This window comes from Nonomuraea sp. NPDC049158 (genome assembly GCF_040648335.1).
Lineage (GTDB): Bacteria > Actinomycetota > Actinomycetes > Streptosporangiales > Streptosporangiaceae > Nonomuraea.
In genome coordinates, this window is sequence record NZ_JBEZDM010000044.1 from 1 (window position 1) to 24,019 (window position 24,019).

21 protein-coding genes are annotated in these 24,019 nt (G+C 65.1%); 4 read left to right on the forward strand and 17 right to left on the reverse strand.

The window, feature by feature from the left end; genetic code table 11:
- Positions 1-298: 298 nt before the first annotated feature.
- From AB0B61_RS49625 to AB0B61_RS49665, 9 genes are all read right to left on the reverse strand, one after another.
- Complete coding sequence (locus AB0B61_RS49625; RefSeq protein ID WP_358448047.1) at positions 299-1,279, reverse strand: NaeI family type II restriction endonuclease; 981 nt, start codon at positions 1,277-1,279, stop codon at positions 299-301.
- 257 nt (positions 1,280-1,536) lie between these two features.
- Positions 1,537-2,838: a restriction endonuclease gene (locus AB0B61_RS49630; RefSeq protein ID WP_358448048.1), complete on the reverse strand. Its 1,302-nt coding sequence runs from the start codon at positions 2,836-2,838 to the stop codon at positions 1,537-1,539.
- Positions 2,839-2,977: 139 nt separating this feature from the next.
- Positions 2,978-4,078 carry a DNA cytosine methyltransferase gene (locus tag AB0B61_RS49635; RefSeq protein WP_358448050.1) on the reverse strand — a complete coding sequence of 367 codons (1,101 nt, stop codon included), beginning with the start codon at positions 4,076-4,078 and terminating at the stop codon, positions 2,978-2,980.
- Positions 4,079-4,482: 404 nt separating this feature from the next.
- Entirely contained in the window at positions 4,483-5,070 is a 588-nt protein-coding gene (locus tag AB0B61_RS49640; RefSeq protein WP_358448051.1) for a hypothetical protein, read from the reverse strand.
- A gap of 125 nt (positions 5,071-5,195) precedes the next feature.
- Positions 5,196-5,933, reverse strand: coding sequence for a hypothetical protein (locus AB0B61_RS49645; RefSeq protein ID WP_358448053.1), 738 nt, complete (start codon positions 5,931-5,933; stop codon positions 5,196-5,198).
- A gap of 139 nt (positions 5,934-6,072) precedes the next feature.
- On the reverse strand, positions 6,073-7,983 hold the full coding sequence (locus AB0B61_RS49650) for a hypothetical protein (RefSeq protein ID WP_358448055.1): 1,911 nt from the start codon (positions 7,981-7,983) through the stop codon (positions 6,073-6,075).
- Positions 7,980-8,966, reverse strand: coding sequence for a PD-(D/E)XK motif protein (locus tag AB0B61_RS49655; protein WP_358448057.1), 987 nt, complete (start codon positions 8,964-8,966; stop codon positions 7,980-7,982). Before AB0B61_RS49655 ends, AB0B61_RS49650 begins: the two co-directional genes overlap by 4 nt.
- Entirely contained in the window at positions 8,963-11,443 is a 2,481-nt protein-coding gene (locus AB0B61_RS49660) for a Z1 domain-containing protein (protein WP_358448059.1), read from the reverse strand. Before AB0B61_RS49660 ends, AB0B61_RS49655 begins: the two co-directional genes overlap by 4 nt.
- Positions 11,444-12,329: 886 nt before the next feature.
- The gene (locus AB0B61_RS49665) at positions 12,330-12,584 is read right to left on the reverse strand and encodes a GntR family transcriptional regulator (RefSeq protein WP_358448061.1); all 255 of its coding nucleotides are present in this window, start codon (positions 12,582-12,584) and stop codon (positions 12,330-12,332) included.
- A 165-nt stretch (positions 12,585-12,749) separates the two neighbouring features.
- Here AB0B61_RS49665 and AB0B61_RS49670 point away from each other — a divergent pair, with 165 nt between their 5' ends.
- Together AB0B61_RS49670 and AB0B61_RS49675 are read left to right on the forward strand one after the other, a co-directional pair.
- Positions 12,750-12,932, forward strand: coding sequence for a hypothetical protein (locus AB0B61_RS49670; protein ID WP_358448062.1), 183 nt, complete (start codon positions 12,750-12,752; stop codon positions 12,930-12,932).
- A gap of 1 nt (position 12,933) precedes the next feature.
- On the forward strand, positions 12,934-13,215 hold the full coding sequence (locus AB0B61_RS49675) for a hypothetical protein (protein WP_358448063.1): 282 nt from the start codon (positions 12,934-12,936) through the stop codon (positions 13,213-13,215).
- 174 nt (positions 13,216-13,389) lie between these two features.
- On the opposite strand, the gene AB0B61_RS49680 is transcribed toward AB0B61_RS49675, so the two are convergent.
- From AB0B61_RS49680 to AB0B61_RS49690, 3 genes are read right to left on the reverse strand one after another with little or no spacing between them, the layout of a single operon-like run.
- Entirely contained in the window at positions 13,390-13,977 is a 588-nt protein-coding gene (locus tag AB0B61_RS49680; protein ID WP_358448065.1) for a hypothetical protein, read from the reverse strand.
- Between the two features lies 1 nt (position 13,978).
- Complete coding sequence (locus tag AB0B61_RS49685) at positions 13,979-16,045, reverse strand: hypothetical protein (protein WP_358448067.1); 2,067 nt, start codon at positions 16,043-16,045, stop codon at positions 13,979-13,981.
- The gene (locus AB0B61_RS49690; protein WP_358448069.1) at positions 16,042-16,275 is read right to left on the reverse strand and encodes a hypothetical protein; all 234 of its coding nucleotides are present in this window, start codon (positions 16,273-16,275) and stop codon (positions 16,042-16,044) included. Before AB0B61_RS49690 ends, AB0B61_RS49685 begins: the two co-directional genes overlap by 4 nt.
- 622 nt (positions 16,276-16,897) lie before the next feature.
- On the opposite strand from AB0B61_RS49690, the gene AB0B61_RS49695 reads away from it, so the two are divergent.
- The gene (locus AB0B61_RS49695) at positions 16,898-17,944 is read left to right on the forward strand and encodes a class I SAM-dependent methyltransferase (protein ID WP_358448071.1); all 1,047 of its coding nucleotides are present in this window, start codon (positions 16,898-16,900) and stop codon (positions 17,942-17,944) included.
- A 205-nt stretch (positions 17,945-18,149) separates the two neighbouring features.
- Here the strand turns inward: AB0B61_RS49695 and AB0B61_RS49700 are convergent, their stop codons facing one another.
- The 5 genes from AB0B61_RS49700 to AB0B61_RS49720 form a co-directional block, all read right to left on the reverse strand.
- Complete coding sequence (locus tag AB0B61_RS49700) at positions 18,150-18,542, reverse strand: hypothetical protein (RefSeq protein WP_358448072.1); 393 nt, start codon at positions 18,540-18,542, stop codon at positions 18,150-18,152.
- A gap of 121 nt (positions 18,543-18,663) precedes the next feature.
- Entirely contained in the window at positions 18,664-19,524 is an 861-nt protein-coding gene (locus AB0B61_RS49705; RefSeq protein ID WP_358448074.1) for a hypothetical protein, read from the reverse strand.
- Positions 19,521-20,072, reverse strand: a complete 552-nt coding sequence (locus AB0B61_RS49710) for a sigma-70 family RNA polymerase sigma factor (protein WP_358448076.1) — start codon at positions 20,070-20,072, stop codon at positions 19,521-19,523. Before AB0B61_RS49710 ends, AB0B61_RS49705 begins: the two co-directional genes overlap by 4 nt.
- Positions 20,073-20,496: 424 nt before the next feature.
- The gene (locus tag AB0B61_RS49715) at positions 20,497-21,135 is read right to left on the reverse strand and encodes a response regulator transcription factor (RefSeq protein WP_358448078.1); all 639 of its coding nucleotides are present in this window, start codon (positions 21,133-21,135) and stop codon (positions 20,497-20,499) included.
- Positions 21,132-23,117: a histidine kinase gene (locus tag AB0B61_RS49720; protein ID WP_358448080.1), complete on the reverse strand. Its 1,986-nt coding sequence runs from the start codon at positions 23,115-23,117 to the stop codon at positions 21,132-21,134. Before AB0B61_RS49720 ends, AB0B61_RS49715 begins: the two co-directional genes overlap by 4 nt.
- A gap of 166 nt (positions 23,118-23,283) precedes the next feature.
- Here AB0B61_RS49720 and AB0B61_RS49725 point away from each other — a divergent pair, with 166 nt between their 5' ends.
- Positions 23,284-23,997 carry a hypothetical protein gene (locus AB0B61_RS49725; RefSeq protein ID WP_358448081.1) on the forward strand — a complete coding sequence of 238 codons (714 nt, stop codon included), beginning with the start codon at positions 23,284-23,286 and terminating at the stop codon, positions 23,995-23,997.
- Positions 23,998-24,019: the final 22 nt, after the last annotated feature.

The following is a 24,019-nucleotide window of genomic DNA, read 5'->3' on the forward strand; positions in this document are numbered from 1 at the left end:
ACTAACTGTCCTTGATCAACAGCCAGTGTTACGGGGTCACGAGCTCTCGCGTGTCAGGCCACGCCGACGCCCTTCCCCCTCAAGATCGAAGAGCCGGTATGGCTCAGGGTTCTCCTGGCGGAGTTCACCTTCCGAATTAACAAGCCCGCTCGGTCAGGGGTTCATTCTGGCTAGGGCGCCCAGTCGTTCCCTGTTGGTCCATCACGTCTATCGTGTGTGGGCTCCTCTGTCAGCAGCAGAGGATTATGTCGTAGGTCGAATAGATTTCCACTGCGACAGCGGTTGCACCGGTTGGGGATCATTCCCCAACGCCGTACCGAGGGGGTATGCGATGAAAGGCCTCATCAGGGTGTGCCGGGACGTAATAAACGCCCTGGATCGAGGCCGCAGGACGAGGATCTCCAAGCGGGCGAGGCACCACGCGTCTACTGATCCACTCGCTCTGTCTGGGAATCGGCAGCTTGAGAGCTCGCGCAATCTCGGGATGGCCGTCGCGGTAGCCCAGGATTACTATTCCTTGATTGGCTAGTGCCAGTCTTGCGTCACGTACGCGTTTCGGGCCGTCCTGCTGTTGGGCTACTGTGGTCACGCTTCGCCTGTAGATGATTCTTCCCTGTACCAGACGGAAGAGTTCATTGACGCGTTCCTGCTTTGACAGCTTTCCATTGAAGATTGCCTTTAGTGTGCTCGGTGGCAGTCGTAGTAGTTGGTTCTCCGGGAGATCCCCTTTGCGTACAAGCCATCGAACTCGTGAACGGCCGGCCACGCTTATGGTCTTCTTGCCATCTTGATTCGATGATGCGTTGAGAATTTCTGGTGTTATGTGCACGAGACCGACTGAGAACTCTGCTGTCTTGTCGGACGCGTGCATAAGTAAACAGATGTGACCTACCGCTTCGCGAGGAATCGCCTGTCCGAAGAGTGAGCTCATGGAGAACTTGGCATCCACGTCATGCCCGGCGACCGAATAGTCCATCTCCTGCCCGCGGTCAAGATGAAACTCGTCCTGGCAGATGATCTCCACTTTGGTGCCGAGGTATGTCCGTTCGGTCTTCGTCACGACTTCGTCGGCATAGATGTCGAACCGCGCCGTGCGCTGTCCGTCGAGGACTTCGTCGATTGCTTGGCGGAAGATCTGTCCGAAGCGTTCCTCCATCTTCGACTGGCTGCGGAACCAAGACTCCACGGCGTCGAGGGCATGGTCGTTGGCTGAGCCGACTGTGGCTCCCCTCCTGGAAGGCGCTGGTTCCGGGAACTGGAGATCAAGAGTGTCGTCCACCGGCGGAGTCTATGCCTCTTGCGTGAGGTGATCCAAATGATGCTGATCGCCTGAAGATACGACGCTCATGGTCGCGAACGGATGATTCGGCAATTTTGGGCGGAAGGAGCTCCCTTCCTCTGGCTGAGGAGTCCAATGAATGATCGTCCCGTTCTCAACCCTTTGTGACTGCTGCAGCGTGGGCTCAGCCCAACAACCCTTCCCCGGTAGGTCGACGCTGCACGTGATGCATGAAGTGTTGTACGCCGGTTACACGTTTACTCGAGGAGAATCTCTTCGGGACGTCGGTTGGTGGTGGTGGCGGTACCTGTAAGAATGTGGTCGAGGCATGCAAAGAGGTCGCCGCCGTGGTCGTCGCGAGCTATGGCGCGGAGTTCCCTGATCAGGTCCATGCCGTTGATCAGGGCGATGGGGTACTGGTCTTCGACCATCTCCACCTGGGCGGGCTCAGAATATGACCCGGTGGTGACGTAGACGCCGATCCAGCCGCGGCGCAGTCTTGCCACCACTCTGGCAATCTGTTCCGCCGAAACCAAACTGTCTGGTTTGATGCATTTAGCCTGTCCGAGCACCACCAGGCTGGTGCCAGCAAGTCCGCTCCCCAGATCGAGGCGTCCGACGAAATCGGCGCCGCCGTCGCCGGATCGACGGGTCAGCCAGCCCTCGGTGTAGCGTCGGCCGGAACCTCGAAGCACACGAGCGGCCACGGTGGCTGCGACGGCCTCGAAATGATGCTTGTTGCCGTCGAATCGTTTGTAGACCGCCTCTAGGTCGGCCGCCTCGGGGCTGCCTGCAGCCGCTCTTTGGTCGCTGACCTTAGTGATCCGAGCCTTGGCCACACGCCGTCGTAGTCGTGGCAACGCTGAGTTGCCGTGTTTGACCCAAGCCCGCCATGCACGTGGAGCTGATGCAAGAGCCTGGGCTGGTGTCAGCGATGGATCCCGCCGCGCGTGAATCCAGTCCCAGGACACGGAATCGTCTTCGTCGGTGAGGTCGATCAGCGCGATGTCGTAGACGTAATTGGTGAATGTCGTGTGCTCCCGCCCTCCCCACTGCACCACGCGTTCTGCCCGTTCGGCCAACCCGAGCCCGCAGAACTCCACATGCCCTTTTGGTTTGCCGTTGCGTGACACAGCACGGAACAACAGCAGCGGCGTCGCCGGTGCACGTTCTGTTGGCGTCGGGGCCTGATGACCGTTGAACGCTTCCAGGAGCGCGGCGTTGCCCGTCGTCGTCCCGGGCGCCGCCTTCAACCCTGGTTTGTGATCGCCGAAGTAGCGGACATGCCCGTGATCCAGATCGAACACGTCATGCCACGGCGTCTCCGATGAGCCCGCTTTCCACGGACTGGACCGGATCAAGATCGCAGGCCTGCGCAGTCCTTCAGGTCCGGCCACTTTGGCCATCCCATTGATTCCGGCCTCCAACAACGCACGCCGTAAACCCGGCGAATGGGTCGCATGATGGAAATTGTCGTAGCCGTCCAACAGTGCAGGTACTGGGTCCTTGCCGCTGGCGTAGCGGAATACCTGTCCCACCCGCAGTTTCCCGCCGGCCATAGCGTCCTTCCATATGCATCAAGCGCGAGGCGGTCCCATGCGAGTAGGGCAATCCGCTCGAACTGCGACTCAGCTCAAGTCGTCGGTTCCAAGTGCATTGAGAAGCATGAACAATCTTCAGAAACGCGTCCGATGAGTATTAGGCGTATTCCACGTCCGCCTCGGCCGCGCGGTCGAGAGTTGCTGGCTCTGAAGCCCCTTCGGATCTCCACGTCTTGAGACTCTGCAACAGACTCTCGTCAGGACGGTTCCAACCGAATGCAGCACAAAGGATGTGCATGGCCAACCGAGGGGGGACAGCATTTCCGATCTGCTGGCCCACGTCTCGTCCCGACCACGGATAGTCGACAGGGAAAGTCTGAAGACAGCCAGCTTCTGCGAGGGAGAAGCGTTCCAATTCGGCGCCGTCCAGAGAGACAACACGGTTGCGGGAGATCTTTCCGGTTACGGTGGCTGAGGGTTCCCAAGAGGCGCGGCGACCGCGAGCTTTGGGATCCCCGCCGGTTCCGTAGTTCGAGATCACGAGAAACGGCGACCGTCGATCAAGCACGTCTGCCATGGTCCGCCATTCCAGAAGCCCCTCGTCGCCAGCCTCGCGCGGGACGCCCTTCCGGTAGGACCGGTGCGTAGGCTGAGGCAGCGGCACCTTTTCACCGCCCTTGCGAGCGATCAGTACCGCTCTCTTGCGGGTCTGCGGAACACCGTATTCCTCTGTACGCAGGATGCCGCAGTCCACGGAATAGCCTTCGTCGTCCAATGCCTCTGCGTAAGCCTCCCATACCGGGAGTACTGCGGGGACCTGCTCAAGAACGATCGCCCGATAAGCGGTGTTCCTCTCGTCGTCGATCGCTTCGAGGGCCCAGCGGAGAGGTTCCAGCACCAAGCCGGTTCGCTCGTCCTCCAGCTTGGCGAGATCCCGATCGATCTCTTCTCGGTCTTCTCGGGCGACCATGCGCTTGACGAAGCGCAGTACTTCGTCGAGTGCCTTTCGGCCAGCTCCTGTGCCAGCGACAGTGAAGGTCTGGCAGGGTGGTCCTCCCGCTAGTACATCCGCTTCAGGGAAGTCGGAAGGGCCGTAGTGGCGTACGTCGTCCTCCACCGTGGCCAGGCCAGCGGCCCGGCGCGTCGTACAAGCTGAGGCGTCCCATTCCACACCCACCGTCGCAACACCGAGCTTCTCCGCTGCCACGTCGAGCCCGCCAGGACCTGCGAACAAGTCAATAATCTTGACAGGGTGCACTTGATCTCCAGGGGTGTGTCGTTCGGGACGATGCTGCCACAGTTCCTGTGGTCGGTTGTCCCGGAGGCAGCAAGCCGGCCGACGCACACGCAGCGTACTGGCGGCCACCGACAGTATCAGGGGTCGCGGACGGCAGTTGTGTGCATGACGGGCTCGAAGGATCTGCTCTCGGTCGAGGTGACATAAGACGGGTATCTCGGTTTCTCCTGCCGACATGACGTGGTGGCGGGACGCAGGTACCAGGTGGCGTGGTCGATATCCGGTAGGAGGCCGTCGAGGAGGTCACGCGTTTGCGGGTCGATCACTGACGCGTCCCACATCCGATGTTCGACCGTAACGGTCGGCCTGATTTGTGTCGGGCACATTCTCCCGGTCAGGTCTGGGGTTCTCCTCGTGACCCAGGTTCATCTGTCCAGACGTGTAACAGTCTCGTTTGTCAACGCACGACACAGGTCCCGGACCTGCTGGTCGGAGAGGGCTCGTATGTCCAGGAACGCCAGGTACCGGCGCAGCCGGGCGGTAATGTCGCGGATCACTGCTCTCCGGGGAGCGTTTGCGCCGAGCTCGGTGACTGCCCGAGCCATCTCCCGTACGAGACGAGGATCACCGCCGATGCTGCGGCGTTCCAAAAGCTGGTTAAGGTCGCTCTCACTCAGCGCGGCCAGGATGTGGTCGTGGCCGGCGAACACCACGGCCTGCCACCACAGTCGGGCCCAGGTGTGTCGGGTGAGGTCGGTCGCGATCCATCGTTCCTTGTTGCCCGGACCGAAGCGCCACATAGTCACGTGAGGAAGGGCCACAAGAGAGAGGAAGGACCAGAGATCCCGGTTGCCGGCCTCCGCCCATGACAGATCCAGCTGGCCGCGGATCACCTTGGCCGCGTCCCGGTCGAAGGAGATCCGCGCATCGTTGCCAGCCGCCTCGGGGAAGCCATACTCCCCGGCCAACGTCGAGACCGCGTCGATTAGCTCCCGTACTCGCTTCGCCGACACACGACCTCCGACGGGGGCCCACGTCTGGTCCGGGTGGTTGTCCCGTGGTGCGGGAGGTCGTCCTGCGGCGACTTCGGCGTACACGGTTGCCCCAACGACTGCGGGGAGATGAGGCCATAGTTCGCTCACTGGAAGATCCGCCCCCTGCCGAGCTTCCTTACCGCACCTGAGATCTGAGTCCTGAGATCCGCGAGGTCCACGGCCGACGATGGCGCGACAACATGCAACGGCGACGCGGCGACAGTTCTCGCCAGGACGTCCCCGACGCTGTCTGGTGGCCATTCCTCACGTTCCGCGAGTTCGGCACGGAGGTGAAGGGCGAGCTCCAGCAGCAACGCTGCGACGCCCGCCTGAAGCTCGTCGAGCAGAGCCTGCTGCCGCCTGTCTTTGGCACCACGAGCCACTGCTGTACGCAACTCGCGGTCGCGTTTGTTGATGAGCACACGGAACGTTCCGTAGAAGGGTGCGGTCAAATCCGTGCTCGTCTCCAGATGCCAACTGGCAGTGGGGGAGAGCCGCGTATGGGAGAAGTCGATCTCGTGTACAGGGAACATGGAGGACCTGCTCTCCAGCACGACTCGCTGGATGCGCTCGGCAAGGACCGAGCCGGGGACCGTGGCCACGCCGACTCCTCGCCCGACGGAGGGGCGGACGAGGCTGATGGTGCTCCGGAGCGACAGGGTTCCGGACAGGCGTTCACCGACGAGTGTCGTGTCGACCATGGCCATGCCGCTCGGATCGAATTTCGCTGCTGGCGCGGCCTCAGTCATGTCGGTGGTCGAACTGGTCCAGGAGACGGTCAGCGCCACGTCCGCAAGGTCGAGTCCTGTTTCCTGGACGAAGCGTGCGACGTCGATCCGCACTCGTTGTGCTGCTCGCAGATCCGTGCCTGGATCCCACCCGTCGATTGTGTCCGGCAACGACCTCCACTCCTCTGCGTCCAGCAGAAACCATGGATCCCACACGACAGTGCCCGGACGCGGTATCAGGTAGGGTCGGACGTCAGTCGGCATCGGACGTCACCTGGCTCACCCGGAATCGCACAACAGCGTCGGGCACGTGTGTGGCGTAGACGAACCAGTCCAATTCCTGTCCTGCAGGTATCCGGACGGTTCTTCCTCGCTCTACGTCCCCGGCAGCTGATTGCCATTGCATGATCTGCGGCACGGCAGCACCGAGTGGGGGCTCGTTCTCGCGGCCGCCTCCTTCCACTACGACCTCGACGTCCGCGGACAGGACTCTCGTAACGTCCGCCGCAGGGACCTTGACGGTGGCGACCAGGTACGGTTGTCCCTCATTTACCTGCAACACGGGGCTTCCGTGCAACCGGGCCCTTCCTCCTCGTCGTGGTGACGAACCGCCTCCGTTGCTGCCGCCACCCCAGCCGCCGCCACCGCTGCCAAAACTGCTGCCGCCGTTGGCACCGATTCCTCCAGTTCCTCCGCTACTGTCGTCGTCGTTGTCCGGCTCACCGTCCTTTTGCTCCGCGCTCAACCGTGCGGGGACGATGCCTGCGAGCAGCGCCGACAGTTGTCCCAGCCCTTGGCCTCCTGAGCCGCCGGTCTGGGGTCCAAGTCCGAGTCGTTCGTCCAACTGCTTCTGCACGAAGGTGCGTGCTCCCTGGACGACCCCTCGTGCGGTTCCGGTGAGGCCCTTGGAGATCCAGTCGTCGTGCGTGGGCGGTTCGGCGGACGCGAACAGCGCGTCGGCGTCCTCGGACGCCTTGAACACGCCCCCATAGGCCAGGCGGCGGTCGGAGTGGGGCGGACCGGGGAGGTAGTCCACCACAAGCTCGGCGACGCGCATACGGGCGACGTGATGGGAAGGGCCCTCGAACGGCTTCCCCGCCCCGATCAGGAGGTTGGTGCCCGCACTGTCGGCAGCTCCCAGGGCCATCCCGAAGGCACCGGCGTGCTTGGGCGGGACAGTACGCGAGAAGGCGATTCCGTCACCTGCCCTGACCTCGAGCAGAGCCTCGACGAAGGGTGCCAGTTCGTCGAAGGTGCGTGGGTCGGGAACGGGAACGTCCGAACCGTTGACGCCCACAACGAAGCTCATGTGGAGCCCGTGCTCGTCCGGGACCATTTTCGGCCACAGGTTCCAGAGGACCGAGGACGCGATGAAGTTTGCGGCCTCCTCGGGAGTGCGCTCACGTGCGTCCGACTGGGACCCGATGGTTCCCAGGTCGGCGGCCAGGATGACGATGTCCGTGCCGGTGCTGCCGTCATCGAACCCCGGTAACCTCAGGGCCTTCGAGATCGTGTCGGCCTGTGTGGCGAGGAGCGGGTCCGGTACGTCGTCCGCTGCCACGAGTCCCCACCAGTGACGGCCGGTGAAACGGCGCTCGCCGAGGTACCAACTGTGTCCAAGCGCGGCACCCATCAGTCGACGGGCAGTGGGATCGCCTGCGGTGGTGTGGGTGTCCACAAGGATTGCGCCAGCTCGACTGAGCTGGTAAAAGATGCCCTTCCCGAATCCGTAGGTGCCCCCGCCGAACTGATGATCGCGGGGCTCTCCGACGTTCCGGATGAACTGCACGAAGTCCGGTGTCTCCTCGCCGTGCGCCCGCTCACCAGCGCGGAGGGGACCACCCAGCCCGCTGGTGTTCCGGTCGGAGACCACCAGCACGACGGCCTCGGGTCGCAGAGCCTTGTCGAGGTCGACGTTCGTCTCGCTCAATGGTCCGGGAAGCAGTAATTCACGCCAAGTACCGACATCGTCGCCGAGCACGCGGACATCGATGCGGAACTTCACCACGCTGTCGGGCAGGTGTGCGTCCCAGCTGTTCTGCGCCGCCTCCCGTACCAGGACGGTCAACGGATCGAGCGCGGGTCGCCCCAACTGCTTGACGATGCCTTCCGCCGCGGCGGAGCCCTCCGGCGCGAACGGCTGTGACCACCAACGAATGCTCAACGAACGGCCTCCTCTGCGATCTCGGCGAGCGATGCCCCGGAGCTGAACGGAAGCACGGCGGCGAGGTCGAGCTGGTAACTGAGGCCTCCTATACCGCTCGGAAGCGAGCCCGCGACGAGGGACGACGGGACAACGCGAGGTGTGTCCTGGCCGACCACGATCCTACGCACTTCCTCGATCGCGAACGCGTCCAGGTCGGGGCGATCCGGGTACTCCGACCATCCTGCCGCCGAGAGCCGCGCACGGAGGTCCCTGCATGAGGCCACTGCGCCACGGACCTGCTCGACGAGCTCGCTCACGGTTCGCCCGTCGGGGTCTTCCACCACGCGCAGAAGGATCAGGTCCAAAGGCCGTCCATTGTGGGTGTCCAGCTGCTCCAAGCCATGGACGACGATGCTGTCGCTTGCAGAGCTCAGTCCTTTCACCTCGATGCACCGGGCGGTGGCCTCAAAGTCATGTGGCTCGTTGAGCGGTCCCCGCCACGCGTCCACATGGAACCCGGGATCCGCCTCGACGAGGGACGAGAGCACAGTGAGCTCCGCGAAGAGACCCAGTTTGGCCTGACGCGACAGCCCGCGAAGCAGACTGCTCCGGAAAAGCCGCCGCCACCGCGCGATGGCGTCGACCGCCGTCGACGCCGGTCGCCGTGCGCCCGCCACGGCCTCCAACACGTCGGTCACGACCTCGTCGAACTCCGAGAAGAGGTCCGACTCGGCACACGACACGTTCACGTACGTGACAGCAGAACCTCCGAAGCCAAGCTTGCGGATCGATGTCCCGAGCACCGCTGGCTTGGGATCGACGGACACGGCCTCGTCACCCGCGGGGATGAGAAGGTGACGAGCACCCGTGCCGTCGATCGCCACGCGGCACGGCTCGGCATGGCACACCACCTCCAGCGGGAAGGACGCGAGCTCCTTCGCGCGCGGCCGCGTCAGGACCGCCCACGCACGCTCCAGCATCGTCGGTTCGATGTCCGTCACGCAATGCCCTCGGTGTCGACGCCGAGGGCCTCGTCGACGTTCTCGCTTTCGACATCGGTGAGGTCCACTGCGACATGGGTGGCCTGGATGCTCTTCGTCTGGACGTCCCCGGGAAAGGTGATGCCCAGGCCGACCACCGCCTGCGCTGCGCCGAGCGCGGTACGCAGCGGGCGGGCCCCGTCGGTGCTCTGCTGCGGGTTGACAGGCTCGCTCGTCGGTTCGATCAGGTAAAGGATCACCAACCCGCGGTCGTGACAGACCTGGTGGTTGTTGCGCAGCGCGACGAGTTCGCTCTCGCTTTTCGCCCTCGCCTGTGCGGCCGTCAGGCCGAGATCGAGCGCGCGGTCCTGCTTGCTCATCAGCGTCTTGATGTCAGCCCGCTCGGCATGGCCGTCGGTCAGGCGGGACCGGATCGAGTGCTTGATGTCCAGGCCGCCGAGCGTCGCGTCCCCGCCCTCACCGGTGACGACCGCGACGGACCACATCGCCAGGCTCGGCGGGTCGCTCGTGAGCTGTCGGTCGATGTACTTGACCATGAGCGCCGGTTCCAGGTCCGGCGATTCCTCGTGCACCTGGTAGCGGGAGAGGAAGGTCTTCACGAGCGACACAGGAACGTCCCGGATCAGCCGGGCACCGCCCAGGTCCTCGACCTGACCGTGCCGGACCGCCTCCTGGACTAGGCTTTCCGCGGCCTGACGGTTGCTGTCCAGCCACTCGGTATCCCGGTGCCTGAAATACCGGGTCTGCAACCGACGTCCGGCGTAGGAGATGAAAGCCGGCTGGGCGGCGCCCATCTTGGCCGTGATCCGGAGCGACGGATGTGTCCGTATCCGCACTGCTACCTGGGACGGCGTCAGGTTCTCTCGCTGATAGCGGTCGATGTCGTCCCGCATCTCATGCTCGACGGTTGCCAGGTGTCGGAACGCCGCGGAGAGACTCGGCGTCATCCAGATCCTGGGCAGATCCTCGTACCCGGTTCGATACCCGAACCAGCGGCCCATCTGGAGCAGGGTGTCGTACGCCGTCGCTCCCCGGACGAAGAAGCTGACGACGAGCCCCTCCAGCGTCAGTCCTCGGGAGAAGGTGTTCCCGCCTACAGCGATGGCGACCACGGAGGGGTCGGAGTAGTCGAGTCGGTCCTGGCTTCGGTAGTTGTCGAGGACGATCCGCGTGGTGAAGATGACCTCGCTCAGGTGCGGCAGCACGTCGTCGAACGTGTTCTGCGTCCGGCCGAAGTCCTCGGCCGGGACCCGTGACGACTCCTTCTCCCAGAGGTTTCGCCACTCGTCGAGAACCTCGGGACGGCCAGAGTCGAGTCCGTCCTTGGCTTGTCGCTGCAGCTTCTGCAAGGGCTCGCGGTAGCTCTCATGAACCGCGATCTTGACGGACGTGTGGATGAGCATCGTGCTGTGCCCGCTGTCACCACGCATCCGACGGGCGGCTGTGGCCAGCCAGAACCAGCGGACGGCCGTCACCAGCTCATCGATCATGGTGGGGGTGAATCCGTCCGCAGGCTCCTTGCTGCCAGGCCGCAGCAGGGGGACATCGTCCTCGGGGACCAGCCGGACCATGTCATAGCCATCCGGTGGACCCTGCTCGTCGGCCGCCTCCGACTCGACGGCATCGCGGCCGAAGATCTTCTCGGGGCCGAAGTAGCCGTCGGGACGCGGCAGGTTGAGGATGAACGACTTCGGATACAGATCGTCCTGAGCGGGATCCACGAAGACATTGGCGAAGGGGGTTGCGGTATAGCCGACATAGGTGCATCGCGGCATCAGGCTCAAGAGCTTCCGGATGAGTGGATTGATCCGGCCTGTGGCCACCGAGGCTTGGTCTGCCTCGTCATCGATGATCAGTACGGGCGCGGACGCGAGTGCCTTCCGACTGTTGGGCGTGTCCAACCACTTGATGAGCTTGTCCAGTACCGCAGCGTTCTTCTTAACGACCGCCAGGACCGTCTTCTCCTCACTGAGCGCGGCCGACACCTCGTGCGTCTGCACCACGAAATCGCGGGATTCTCCCGTCAGCGTCATCCAGCGGTCGGGGTTGAGGTTTTTCAGGTACTGATCCAGCCGCACCTGTGTCTGGCGGCGCAGCCCGTTGTGAATGCCGGAGAGCACGATGACGAGGCGGTACCGCACGTCTGCCAACTTCGCGATGACTGCGGTGAAGTTGGTGGTCTTCCCGCTCTGCACGTAGCCCACCACGAGACCTTTCGAATCCCATGTGGAACGTTCCGGTCGGGGGGTATGGGCGACGACGGTGCTGGACGAGAGGTCCACGGAGCCTGTGCGTTCGTCCGGCCACCCTTCGGCCTCGAACTGGTCCTTCAGGGCCAACCAGTAGCGGTCGGACTCGCCTGGGCCGCTGTACCAGTCGTCAGATCCGGCCGTGATGATCGGTGGACCGCCACTCTGTATCTTCGCCTTGTCGGCTTCGAACTGACGCTGGAACTTGTCGACGACCTCCTCGGGCAACGAGTCCGAGAAACTGGCCATGGCCGCCTTGACGCCGTGGCGCCTGGCCCAGTCCGCGAAGACGGTGTACAGGCTCAAGATTCATCACCCTTTCCTTGTCTCGGGAAAGAAATTTAGCCGAGAAAGGGAAGAAATTTAACTCGAGAAGAGCAAGAGGGCCAGAGTTCCCGATGAGAAGCGCCTTGAACGATGTGGTTTGTGTCGAAAGGTCCCATACCAGCATTCGCCCGGCTGAAGAGGTCGTACGTAACGACGGTGCGTGGGACGCCGGTATTGCACTCAGAGATCTTGGGGTCGCCGCGTCGACGGTGGTGGCTGATCTGGGCGCGGGTTTGGTGGAGGCGGCGGAAGGCTGGCCAGGCCAGGACGTGTTCGATGGCTTAATAGGTAGGCCAGACGCGGCGGATCTCGGTGAGCGAGGGTCGCAGCAGGCGGGATGGGGCGCCAGTCACGGCCGGTTAGCTTCCGTTGTCGGGGACCTTTTCCTGGTCATCGAGTTCTCGTGTTCTGGGGTAAGGCGGCTTGAAAGGTGGAGGGGAAGGCCAGGGCGAGCAGGACGGTGGTGACGTGCCGATGCTAGGGCGTCCACTTGCGGACCTGGTATTGCGTCAGACCGAGCAGGTCTTTGACGTCACGGGAGACGAAACCGGGTGCGTCGTCTGGGCTGATCTCGTCGGCGAGGGGGGTGCCGCGGGGTGAGATGTCGCTACCGAAGCCGGTATGCGATTGCTTTCTGGGGCTCGTGCGCATGGCCCCTGCGATGTCACCTGCTGTCTTCTCGGGAAGGTGAGGCGTCTCGTGAACGACCACACTTGAGAGCGGAACGCGGGCAGCGTTTGGCTGGATGCTCTCTGGGATCGACCTGAGAGCGATTCTCGAAGTGGGTCTACGGCGTCTCAGGCCAATTCTCCCGGGGTGCCACGAATGTTCCCCGGCCCTGAATCGTGACAACCCAGCCTTCCTCTCGCAGGAGCTCCATGGCGCGCCGGACCGAACCGCGAGCAACCCCGTGCTCTTGCTGCATCGAACTCTCGGAAGGCACCAGTTGCCGCTCCTCCAAGTCGCCGGCCTTGATCTTCTCCCTGATGATCCGCGCCAACTGCTCATAGATAGGCGTCGGGTCAAGCTGGTCGACTGTCACAGACAACACGTTAGAGACGAGCAGTCATGAGGCTTACGCCTGGTACGGGCTAGACGTTCTAGACGGGATGAACGAGTTGCACGTACGCTTCTGAGAAACAACGAGCCCGCCCCAGCGATGCAAGCGCCGAGGCGGGCCCTTGACCGGACACCGGAGGTCCGACCCATGGGTAACCCAACCACGGATGAGCGATTCGCACCGCACCTTGTTTCTGAGATCCAGGCCGTGCTGGAGAAGCACGGTTATCGGATGCCGCCAGGAAGCGACTACATCCACGAACTCGTCATGGCCCGCGTCGACATCGCGCTCAGGAACCTCGTCGAGGTCTTCGAGGGGAGGACGGCGTGACATGACGGAGATCCCTGACTTCCATGGCCCGCACTTCGGGCCTCCCCAGGCCGACCACGTCAAGCTGACCTGGTACGAACCGACCAGCCGGGCGCGGTGGATCCGCGTAATCTCACACTCTTGCGAGTGCAACCGGACGTTGTACGAGCTGTGCGCCGCCGGCGGCCAAGGGTTCGTACGCCGGACGGATCGCGCCGAGGGCACCACCCACGAAACCGCGTGGATGTTGACTGCGGCCGCGAGAGTTCTCTACGAACGGATCCTGCGCGGCGAGGCACGATGAGACTGGCACTGCGGACGGTGTCCCGATGTGTGTGCCGGACATGATCAACGACGCCCTCGACCTTTTAGATCACTACTGTCTGTCTCAGCCCCGGCCATGGTCGGGGTCATCCTCGCGGTAATGGGCCTTGGGTCGAGACTGCTCACCACGCGCCGCGAGCTACACAGAAACGCGTTACGTCGCGTTCGGGGTGCAGTGATGTATCTTGCCGAAGCGCGTGCGGGCGACACGAAGCAGTTCGACTGAGTCCGTGATCATGTTTCGACCCTTTGCTGCCTCGGAAAAGTCGATGCCCATCCAGGGGCGCTTGTCGCCGCATCGGAACAGCATGAAGGCGACGTGCGGACTTGTTATGGGAAGGTCGTGTGTGTATGCGATCAAGCCTTTCCCGAGATCGGCTGGTAGCTCGGCTAGCTGATGGCTGCCGAAATTCTCGCGGGCGAGCTTAAGGGCCTCGTCTCCTCCGCTGGTGGACCAGTTGAGGGAGAAGCGGATGTACTCGTTTTTGAGTATGCATCCCCCATGGGTAGTGGGGACGCCGTCGATGCTCTCCTCTAGCGGTATTGTTAGCCCGCTGATTTTGCGTATCGCCTGCTGCGGGAAGATCTTGCACCAGTATGGGCTGGTGTCGGTGATGGGGCTGGTGTCGGCGATGACCTTCGGTGTTGGCTGTGTAGGGCTACTGCTTGGGTTGGCGCAGCCGGAACTTAGCGACAGTAGGAGCAGCGTGCATAGGATGGCAGCGGAAACGCGTGTGGGCATGTCAGTAGTTCCGGTCGATGCCTAGATTGTCATGGACAGCTACGCCTGCGCTGTTATCCATGGCCTCCTGGATGGTCTGGGTATTGCTTTCCGTCTTGGTGTGAAAGCGTGCCCACTTGATGAATTGGTCGAAGGCGGCCGGGTCGTTGACGATATCGTCGAGCGGTTTGAGGGCGGGCGGGTGGCCGTCCGTGGCGAATAGCTTGCCCTTAAGGTCCTTCTGCGCCTGAGCGTTCCATTCGCCGTGCGCGATTCTTGTTCCGAGGATCATCTGGCGGACCATCCACATGGTCATCTCGCGGTCGTTGCTTGCCTGCTGCAAGGCTGAGTCCGTGGTCAGGCCGACGCCCAGCAGTCGGTCGGCCAGGACTGCCGACAGCTTTTCGAACACCATCGGCGTGAGCTTCTCGTGTGCTTTGTCACCCCAGAACCCGAACCGCGTGGCGAGCTTGCCCACGGGCCCAGTCAGCTCGCTGAGCATGTCATTGAACAGGCTCTTCATTTCTGCCTTCGCCTGTTCATCGTCCTTGGCTTGCGCCATCAGAACCAGCCGGCGGGGTTCGAGTAGGTGCCCCATGAAGCGCGCCTCCGGGATGAGCACCTCCTCCATGTTCTCCCCGTCAGCCCGCTTGTAGGACTCCTGGGTCTTGTTGAGCATCCTCTGGGTCTCCGCTCCCAGCAGCGCCTTTACCACGCCCTCGTGGCGGCCCACGAAGGTCAGCACCCGATCCATCTCGGCCCGGTCGATGTTCTTCAGCGCAGGTTCCTCGCCCTCGAAGACACTGAAAATCTCGTCGATGTGCGCGGCCATGACCGTCCCGATTGGGCCATCCAGGAAGGACAGCCGCTCCAGCTTCGCTGGATTGACTATCGTGAGTTTCCCGTCGTCCCCTCGCTTGAAGACACCGTCGAGTTCATTCTTGAGGAGGACGAGCGCGTCGTTCGTGAACTTGAGCGATTCCTCGTCCTTGCTGCTCAACGCCGTCTGCAGAAGGCCGGCGAAAGGAGCGTAGTTCTTCGTGTGGTTGAAGCCGTCCAGCCGATCCGTGAGCAAGTACTCCATGATGCTCTTGTTCCAGCCCTGTGGCGTATGGAAGAGCAGGGCCTGCGCTGCCTCCGGCGTGTGTCTCGCCGCCTGGGACAGATCGTCGATGACGCTGGCCTTTATCGGCTTGCCCGGTTCCCCCATGTTGGGCCCGCCGGGCTGCATCGAATCGCTGAGCCCGAGCACGGTGGCCAAGTCCATGGCGTTGGCGTAAGGCGGCCCGGCGTCCGACAGCTCCTTTTGATGGACGATCGCGTCTCGGCCCACCACTTCCATGAATCGCTTGGAGAACGGTGGCTTACCGTCGCTCGCCCGCCAAATCAGGGCCTGCGCCTGATACCCGACGTAAGCCACCTCGTTGGCCTTGTGCTGTGCCCGCCCCTCCTTCACCAGTTGGGAGAGGAACGCTTCGCCCATGAAGGCCGGGTCTTTGGGATTGGTGCCCTTGGCCACCGCGGTGGCGAGCAGCTTCATGGCCTCCTTGACCTGCTGGGACACCTGGTCGCCCTTGGCGGTCCGCATCATGACGTTGGCGCGCATCTGAAGGGCCAGCGATGCCGGAACCTCGGTGACGCCCTTGGCTCCCAGTTTGGCCAGGAAGGCCTTGACGAATTCCGGGTCAGAGGCCTTGCCCGCGAACCCTCGCAGCTGCGCCAGCGCTGTGGCGTCCCCTCGGCCTGCGGCCACTGCGGCGTTCGCGGCCAGTGTTCCGTTCAGCAATCCCTCGGCGGCTGCCAGCGAATCGGGGACGGTGACCATGGTCCCGGTCGGCGTGTGCGTGCCGAAAGTGACCTTCAGTCGTTCCATCTCGCTGATCAGTCGCTGCCGCCGTCGCAGGTCCTCGACCTCCGCTCCGACCTCCTTGGCCATGTCGCGGATGCGCAGCGCCGGTCCGGTGTCCAGCCCCGCGGCCGTGAGCTCGCCGTACAGTGCCGCGGCCAGTCCCTCGAGTTGCTGGGCCGCCGTGCTGTGCCTGGAGACCAGACTGTCGAACTCGGGTTGCTTGACCCCGGTGAAGCTCACCTCGTACCTGCCAGTTTGTCGCTGGCGTCGGCGACGGCCCGGGCGAGCACCGCGCGCAGCTCCCGCTCGCGGCCATGTACGGTCTGGCCGAAGCGACCGCCGGTCGGGCCGACCCATGCTCCGGCATCCATGAGCTCGCAGGAAGGATGAAGGGCCCACCAGTGGTCGTCGGACAGCTTCTGGATGCGTTGCGCAGCTGCCCGCATCGCCTCGCGATCAAGATCAGGCATGCCGATCTCTCCTCGTACGACTCCCAAGCCCCCAAGAAACCATAACCTCCTCCGAGACGATTTCCCTGGTATCCAACAAACTCGGAATTTTTCCGGACAATTCGAGCCAAATGGCTCTTCCGTGCGTACACCTTTGAAGCAGCACGCTCGATCCGACGGACGTCTACTTTCTCTCGATCACGTGGAGTTCGTACGCTTTGTTCTGCTTGTCGGCAGCCATGAACACGGATACCCGCAGGGAACGGAGGGCCGATCGCGGTCCCCAGCGGTCGTAGTGAGTGGGAGGGGTGTCAGGCGGCTCAGCGCAGAGAAGGCGAACAACGAGCACGTGACGCCACAAGACAGGCCAAGGAGAAAAGCAAGAACGCCACCGGCTCTGACCGGCCGGGCGATCTGGTGGCCTGTCACACAACCTTGGACAGGAAACTGGTCCAGCTTCGAATGAGTGAGCTGGCGGCGAGCTCCGGGCGCACGACCTCAGCCACGTCCAGGTGGACCGTGTGTGCTCCCGGCCGGAGCCCGTCCGAACCTCCTGGGCTGCCAGCCGCCCCGCACGGATAACAAGCCTGTGAGCAGGGCAGACTCACCCCTGTCGGGTCCTCTTGCGGGGAGGAGGCCACAGATGGACCAGAACAAGGTGACGGAGTTCCTGGGCAGGGCCGTGAGCGACCTGGGGGCGACCGAGGCGGCGGGCTCCGTCGTGATCGGTCACCGGCTCGGCCTGTATCGCTCCCTCGCCGAGGGGCCCGCGACTCCCGAGGAGTTCGCCGAGCGCACCAGGTGCCACCCGCGTTACCTCACCGAATGGCTGCGTGGGCAGGCCGCCGGGGGGTACGTCGGCTACGACGCGGCGACGGGCCGGTTCTCGCTCTCGGAGGAGCAGGCGTACTGCCTGGCCGACCCGGCTGGCCCGAACATACCGGCGGCGTACCTCATCGCGCTGGGCATGCTGCGCGCCGAGCCGCGCATCACCGAGGCGTTCCGCACGGGTGCCGGCTTCGGCTGGCACGAGCACGTGGAGGATGTCTTCGTCGGGTGCGACGCGTTCTATCGGCCGGCCTACGTGGCCGCGCTGGTGTCGAGCTGGATCCCGGCGCTCGATGGGATTGAGGAGAAGCTGGAGGCGGGGACCGTGGTCGCGGACGTCGGCTGCGGCCTCGGGTCGTCCTCGATCCTCCTCGCGCAGTCGTACCCGCGTACCACGGTCGTCGGCTCGGACTACCACGCCGAGTCCATCGAGCTGGCCCGCGAGCGTGCCGCCGAGGCCGGGGTGGCCGACCGGGTCGACTTCGAGGTGGCCACCGCGCACACCTTCACCGGCACCGACTACGACCTGGTGACGATGTTTGACTGCCTGCACGACATGGGCGACCCGCTTGGGGTCGCCCGGCGGGTGCGGGGAGCGCTGGCTCCGGAGGGCGCGTGGCTGCTGGTCGAGCCGTACGCCGCCGACGCGGTGGAGGAAAACTTCACCCCTGTGGGGCGGCTGTACTACAGCGGGTCCACGTTCCTTTGCGTGCCCAACGCGCTGTCCCAGCCGGGCGGCTATGCGCTGGGCGCGCAGGCGGGCGAGGCGAGGATCCGCGAGCTGAGTCGCGAGGCGGGCTTCACCCGGTTCCGAAGGGCCGCGGAGACTCCGTTCAACCTCGTCTACGAGATCCGACCGTAGGGGGGTCAGCGCGCCGAAGGTTCAGGGAACGGTTCGACATCCTACGTGCGTGCCGTGACGGTGCCGTTGGTCGCGGACTGGTACGTGCTCAGACGCACCCAGTTATCCCGTACGTCGGCGCGAAAGCGAGGCCAGGGGGACGAACGGCACTCTTCGATCCCCCGAGCGCCCGTCAGCCGCCAGCCCTGTCACGCGAGGCGACAGGTCAGAATTCGCGATGGATGACGTTGGTCATCCTGCCGTTGAACTGCTGGCCGAAGAAGTCCACCCCGCCGACCTTGGCGTAGATGTCATCTTCACGGTTGAAGATCGAGTCGTCCTCGTTGAGGACATCGCGGGTCACGGTGGTGACCTGCCCGGTGTATTGTCCGCGGAGTTCGTCGAAGACCTCGTCCTGGCCCCACAGGGAAAAGCCCTGAGGGGTGTCCCTGCCGCACGAGACGAACACCTGGTAGTTGCCGCTGGAGTTCTTCGTGATGGTCAGCGTGCAATTGTCGGCGAACGCGGGAGGCGCGACCGCCGTGACCAGGGCCGTACCGAACACGAGCGCGAGCGCCGGAACTGAGATCCGACGAAGGAGCGAACGGTTTATTGCCATGAACCCTCCCGATGGATACGGCGCCCACTCAGGGCCGCCGTCACGGTGATGACACCTGGAGGGCGTTCCTCGGCGTTCCATTTGATGGAACGCCGAGGTAGGAATGTCGATTTTTCCCTGGTCAGAATCCGGGCGGTGGAGTCGCGCCTGCCCCTGGCTCGACGTGCAGGGTGATCGCGCCGTCGTTGTAGGTTTCGGCAGTCGCCACTTTCCAGCTCGAATCGATGCGAGAAGCGAGTACGTCCTTCTCGGAGCGGACGCCCTTGTCCCCGCCCCTGAGCGGCCAGTCGAGCTCGTAAGCCACCTTCAGGTGGTGCTCGCGCACGACCTGTACCGCCTCGGCCACCGAACGTCCCTGAAGCTTCACTCCGGCCAGCGCTTCACCTGGCCAGCTCGCATCAGCAGGGTAGGCGTACTTCTCGCCGGGCTTCGCCGGGCGGCCAAGGTGGAACTCCGCGGACCCCTTGATGTCAGCGGTGACGCCGAAGGCCGTCAGGCACCCTTCGACACGCTCGCCACAGTTGGACAGGGTGGACGACATGCGGGCGTCGGGATCGGTCTTGTCGAACCCGACGACGGGCTCGCGCTGCTGCGGCGAGACGGGGATCAGCTTGACCGTGATGTTGTCCAGCCCGACCTTTCGGAAGGCCTTCTCCAACTCGGCAGGATCGGGATCGCCGTCAGTGATGTAGAAGTTGTACTGGTCACCGTCGCGGTCGATGGTCACGGCCTGGCTGGCGTACACCTGCTCAGCCCCCTTGAAGAGGGACGGCACGACGACAATGGCTCCAGCCAGGGCAACCGCAGCGGCCAGGCCCACCAGCGCGCGCCGGGGTGACGGCGTGAGCCGCCGCCGGGCCGGCTCCTGCTCCAGCAGGACGATCTCCGCCAGCAGCGCGTCCGCCCCCGCGGTGGACGCGCGGCCGGCCAGGTCCTCGTCCAGCACCCTGGCCCGGTTCTTGAAGATCTGGTCGTTGTTCACCGTGACTCCTTCTCGATGAGGGGCCGCGCTTCGAGGCGGGGCATGGATGGGCGGGTCTTCTCCAGCGCCTTGGCGAAGCGCTTGCGGGCCCGGTGCAGGCGTATGCGGGCGGCGTTGCGTGAGCAGCCCAGCACTGCGGCGATCTCTGCGGGGTCGAGTTCCTCCCAGGCAGACAGGGCCAGCAGCTCACGATCATCGTCGGAGAGCATGTTCATGGCCTCGCCCACTTCGTCAGCCCCGGTCTGAGGAGAAGGCAGGGCGTAGAGGACTTCAACCTCGGCCGTGAGTTCGGCGTGCCGGGTGGCTCTGCGCCGTTCGCCACGACGGTGGTTGGCCAGGACCCGCCGGGCCACGCCGTAAAGCCAGAGCCTGCCGGCCTCGCCCCGCGGAAGCTCCGCTATCCGCCGCCACGCGACCACGTAGGTCTCGGCCACGACATCGGCCGCGTCCTCGGGAGAGGAACACCGCCGCATGGCGTAACCAAGGATCTGTTCATGTGTTTGCCGGTACATGGCTTCGAACCGGTGCCGGCTGCTTGTTTCATCCACGCGTCATCCTCATCCGACCCTCCGAACGCTTTTGGGTTTCGTTCTCTACGTGTCCGCGGGTGACGGCAGAATTTCAGGCCCGGCGCGGAAACCCCGAGAGATCGAGAACACGCCGGCTCTCGTGCGATTACGCAGCTTCCGCGTCCCTGAGCAGACCGTGCAGGACTTCCTCTTCGCGCCTCCTCCAGCCGGTCGGCGTGCGCCTGGATCATCGGGATGGCGGGTACGTCGGCCAGCGCGGGTCCGCGCCTTTCGGGACGCTCAAGAAACGCCCGCCCTTCGACGACCCGGCATTGCGTGAGGAGCTACGGCAGCGGCTCAATGATGCGCCAGGGCTGGTTCCAGGGCGTTGACCAACGACACTGGTATGCGGCCGCGCGCCCTTCATATGAAGCTGAAAAGCACGTTCGGGAGAAGACGTCCGTCAGGGGCGGCCGAGGCCGGCGTCGCGGGCGCGGATGATGGCTTCGGCGCGGTCGGCCACCTGGAGCTTGGTGAAGATGCTGGAGATGTGGTTGGCGACCGTTTTCGGAGCGATGGCCAGGTGGCGGGCGATCTGGCCATTGGGACGGCCGGCGGCGATGAGATCGAGGATCTCCCGCTCGCGGCCGGTGAGCTCGGGAAAGGGGTCCTGGACGGCCGGCGGGGTGGCGAAGAAGCCCAGTACCCGGCGGGCCACGCCGGGGCCGAAGATGGCCTGGCCGGCGGCGACGGCGTGGATGGCGCGGGCGATCTCGTCCTGCTGGGCGCCCTTGAGCAGATAGCCGCGGGCACCGGCACGCATCGCGGAGAACACCGAGTCGTCGTCCTCGTACATGGTGAGCATGAGCACCGCGACCTCGGGTGCCGCGCGGGCGATCTGGCGGGTGGCCTCGATGCCGTCCAGACGCGGCATCTGGATGTCCATGACCAGGACGTCGGGCTTGTGCGTCACCGCCTCGCGTACGGCGGCGTGGCCGTCGGCCGCCTCCGCCACGACGGTCAGGCCGCTGATGGAGTCCAGTAGCGCGCGCAGGCCGCTGCGCACCACTGGGTGGTCGTCGGCCAGCACAATTCTGATCATGTTGCCCCCAAGGGTAACGTGGCCGTCACCCGGCCGCCGGTGGGCTCGGGGCCCGCGATGCAGGTGCCGCCCAGTTCGGCGGCGCGCTCGCGCATCGATCGCATGCCGACTCCCGGCCGCCACGCGCCGGATCCAGCTGCGTCGTCGGCTACCTCAACATGCAGGTGGTGGGCGGCCGGCTGTCCGTCAGCGTGGATCCGTATACGTACTCGGCTGGCGCTGGAGTGCCGGACCGCGTTGGTGAGGGCCTCCACCGCGATCCGGTACGCCGCCGCCTCCACAGCCGCGGGCAGGGCGGGAAGGCCGGCGGCCTCGACGCGTACCGTCAAGCCGGGGCGTTCGAGCTGGGCGGCGCGTTGCCGGATCGCGCCGGCCAGGCCGAGGTCGTCCAGGGCCGGCGGCCGAAGATCGTAGACGAGCCGCCGGATGTCGTCGATGGCCTGAGCGGTTTCGGTGCGAAGTTCGGTTAAAAGCGCCCGGGCGGAGCCGGGGTCGGTGGCCAGGAGGTTGCCTGCGGCATCGGCCTTGAACGTCACGCCGGTCAGCACCGGGCCCAGGCCGTCGTGCAGATCGCGGCGCAGGCGCCGCCGTTCCTCCTCGCGGGCCACCACCAGGGCCTCGCGGGAACGCTGCAGCTGCTCGGAGAGGGCGACCGCGTGCACCGCCACCGACAGCGGCGCCGCCAGCAGCTCCAGGACCGCCCGGTCCGGGCCGCCGAGGCGTTTCTCACCGGCACGCAGGCCGATGACCACCTCACCCACCCGTACCCCGCCGTAGGTGAGCGGGATCGTGTGCAGCAGTTCAGGCGGTGCGCCGCAGGCCGCCACCTCGGTGTCATCGGTGCGGAGGGCGGCGAACGGCAGGCGCAGCGCCTCCCGTACGGCCTCCAGTACTCCGGGAAGACCGGTGTCCAGCCGCGCCCCGACCCGTGACACCGCCCGTACGGGATCGGCGCGGTCCCCGTACACGATCCGGTCCACGATGCGCTGGAGGCGTACGCGCACCGGGTTGAACCCCACAGCGATCAGCACGGTGACAGCCGCCGAGCTGCCCAGCCCGGCCTCACGCCGCATCACGCTGTCGAGCAGAGCCACCAGGCCGACGTACGAGGCGACGACGACGGCCGTGAGCAGCGCGTACAGCACCGTTCTCGAGAGCACCAGCCGGATGTCGAGCAGCTGGTGGCGCAGGATCGCCACGGTCATCGCGGCGGGAATGAGCGGGATCGCGAGCAGGACGTAGACCGGCGCGTTCTGCAGAACCCCCCACGGCACCAGCACGATCAGGACGAGCAGCACCGCCTGCATCAGCCACAGCAGCTGACGGCGCCGCCGCTCGTCTCCGCGCCGGTAACGCACCACCAGCGCCACCAGGCCCACCGCCATGGCGGCCAGGCCGCGCACCTCGACCGCCGTCCACAGCGGGTCAAGGTCGGCGTGGATGATCAGGTAACCGGGAAATCCGTCGACGACGGGATCCGGGCTGGTGCCCATCTCCAGCGCGAACAGCGGTGAGGTCACCACGGTGGCCCACATCAGCCGCCGAAAGACGGGACGACCATCGGGGAAGAGCTGCAGGATCAGCGGCAGGCACAACCCGATCGACCACGGCCACGCCCACGCCGCGACGGTGACGAGCGTGCGAATCAGTCCGCTGGGCCAACCGTCGCGCACACCGGTCTCGGCCAAAGGGACGATCGCGGCCGTCGTCGCGTGCCCGATCCCGGCGGCCAGTAACAGCCAGCCGACCGGGTTGCGAGGCCGGTGCCAGGCCACCAGGACACCGCCGATCGGAAACGACAGGCCCATCGCCGCGTTGGTCACGACGAAGTGGTCCCATGCCTCGATCCAGGTCATCCCGGCCATCGCACTGCCGATCACGGCGACGGCGACCTCGGCAACGGCGATGCCGAAGAGCCCGGCGGCCAGTACGACCGGCCACCGTGCCCGCGTCGGCGATGTGGCGGAATCACCCGGTGTCATGAGCACATGATGAGGTGCACAGGCCCGTCTGTCGTGGGTGTGCGCTCCTGGGACGGCCGGGAAATCCTTCGGGCCTCTCGGCGGCCATGGCCCATGCGCCTGGGAACGGCGAAGGCGGACGCTTCTGGCATCTGACCTCCACCCCTACGATCTCGGAGGCTCTCGCATGACCACCGCCATGCCGACGACCACGCGCGAGGCCGTCCCGCCGCTGCGTGCCGCGCTCGCGCTGCTCATCCCGGTCGGCCCGCTGGCCGTCGCGATCCTGCGGGCCATCCTGCCGTACTCTACGACCGACGACTCAGCCGGACTCGTCGGCAAGGTCGCCGCCCACCAGGACGCCCAGAGCGTGGTGCTGTGGCTCGCCTTCGCCGCCACCCTCACGCTGGTGCCGGGGACGATCGCGATCGGCCTGCTCGCGGTCCGGCGCGCCCCCCGGCTGGGGACGGCCGGGATGGTGCTGACCGTCGCCGGCTTCTCCTCGCTGTACGCCGTAGGGGTCAGCGACCACGTCGCGCTGTCAACGGTCCGCGTTGGCCTCGACCTCGGTTCGGCCGCACGGCTCCTCGACGATGTGCAAGGTCTGCCCGCCGTCTCGGCGGCCACCCTGCTGTTCGTCCTCGGCCACATCCTCGGCGTGGTGCTGCTCGGGGCCGCGCTGTGGCGAGGTGGAACTGTTCCCGCCTGGGCCGGGATGGCTTTGATCGTCTCCCAGCCCTTGCACGCCGTGTTCGCCGCCGTCGTGCCGAACGCCGCGCTCGACGGGCTGGCCTGGGGGCTGACCGCGGTGGGCTTCGCGGCCGCGGCGTTCGCCTTCGCCCGCCACCAGGGTGGGTCCATCCGCCCACAGGACAGGCGCGATGACGGCAGCGTCCGATGATCCGCTCGTCACGCCCGCTCTT

What these genes read in the sequence shown, in the direction of transcription:
- AB0B61_RS49630 (WP_358448048.1), bottom strand. Translation starts at nt 2,838, where the DNA reads ATGGCCGGCGGGAAACTGCGGGTGGGACAGGTATTCCGCTACGCCAGC.
- AB0B61_RS49670 (WP_358448062.1), top strand. Translation starts at nt 12,750, where the DNA reads ATGGGTAACCCAACCACGGATGAGCGATTCGCACCGCACCTTGTTTCT.
- AB0B61_RS49675 (WP_358448063.1), top strand. Translation starts at nt 12,934, where the DNA reads ATGACGGAGATCCCTGACTTCCATGGCCCGCACTTCGGGCCTCCCCAG.
- AB0B61_RS49680 (WP_358448065.1), bottom strand. Translation starts at nt 13,977, where the DNA reads ATGCCCACACGCGTTTCCGCTGCCATCCTATGCACGCTGCTCCTACTG.
- AB0B61_RS49690 (WP_358448069.1), bottom strand. Translation starts at nt 16,275, where the DNA reads ATGCCTGATCTTGATCGCGAGGCGATGCGGGCAGCTGCGCAACGCATC.
- AB0B61_RS49695 (WP_358448071.1), top strand. Translation starts at nt 16,898, where the DNA reads ATGGACCAGAACAAGGTGACGGAGTTCCTGGGCAGGGCCGTGAGCGAC.
- AB0B61_RS49700 (WP_358448072.1), bottom strand. Translation starts at nt 18,542, where the DNA reads ATGGCAATAAACCGTTCGCTCCTTCGTCGGATCTCAGTTCCGGCGCTC.
- AB0B61_RS49715 (WP_358448078.1), bottom strand. Translation starts at nt 21,135, where the DNA reads ATGATCAGAATTGTGCTGGCCGACGACCACCCAGTGGTGCGCAGCGGC.
- AB0B61_RS49720 (WP_358448080.1), bottom strand. Translation starts at nt 23,117, where the DNA reads ATGACACCGGGTGATTCCGCCACATCGCCGACGCGGGCACGGTGGCCG.
- AB0B61_RS49725 (WP_358448081.1), top strand. Translation starts at nt 23,284, where the DNA reads ATGACCACCGCCATGCCGACGACCACGCGCGAGGCCGTCCCGCCGCTG.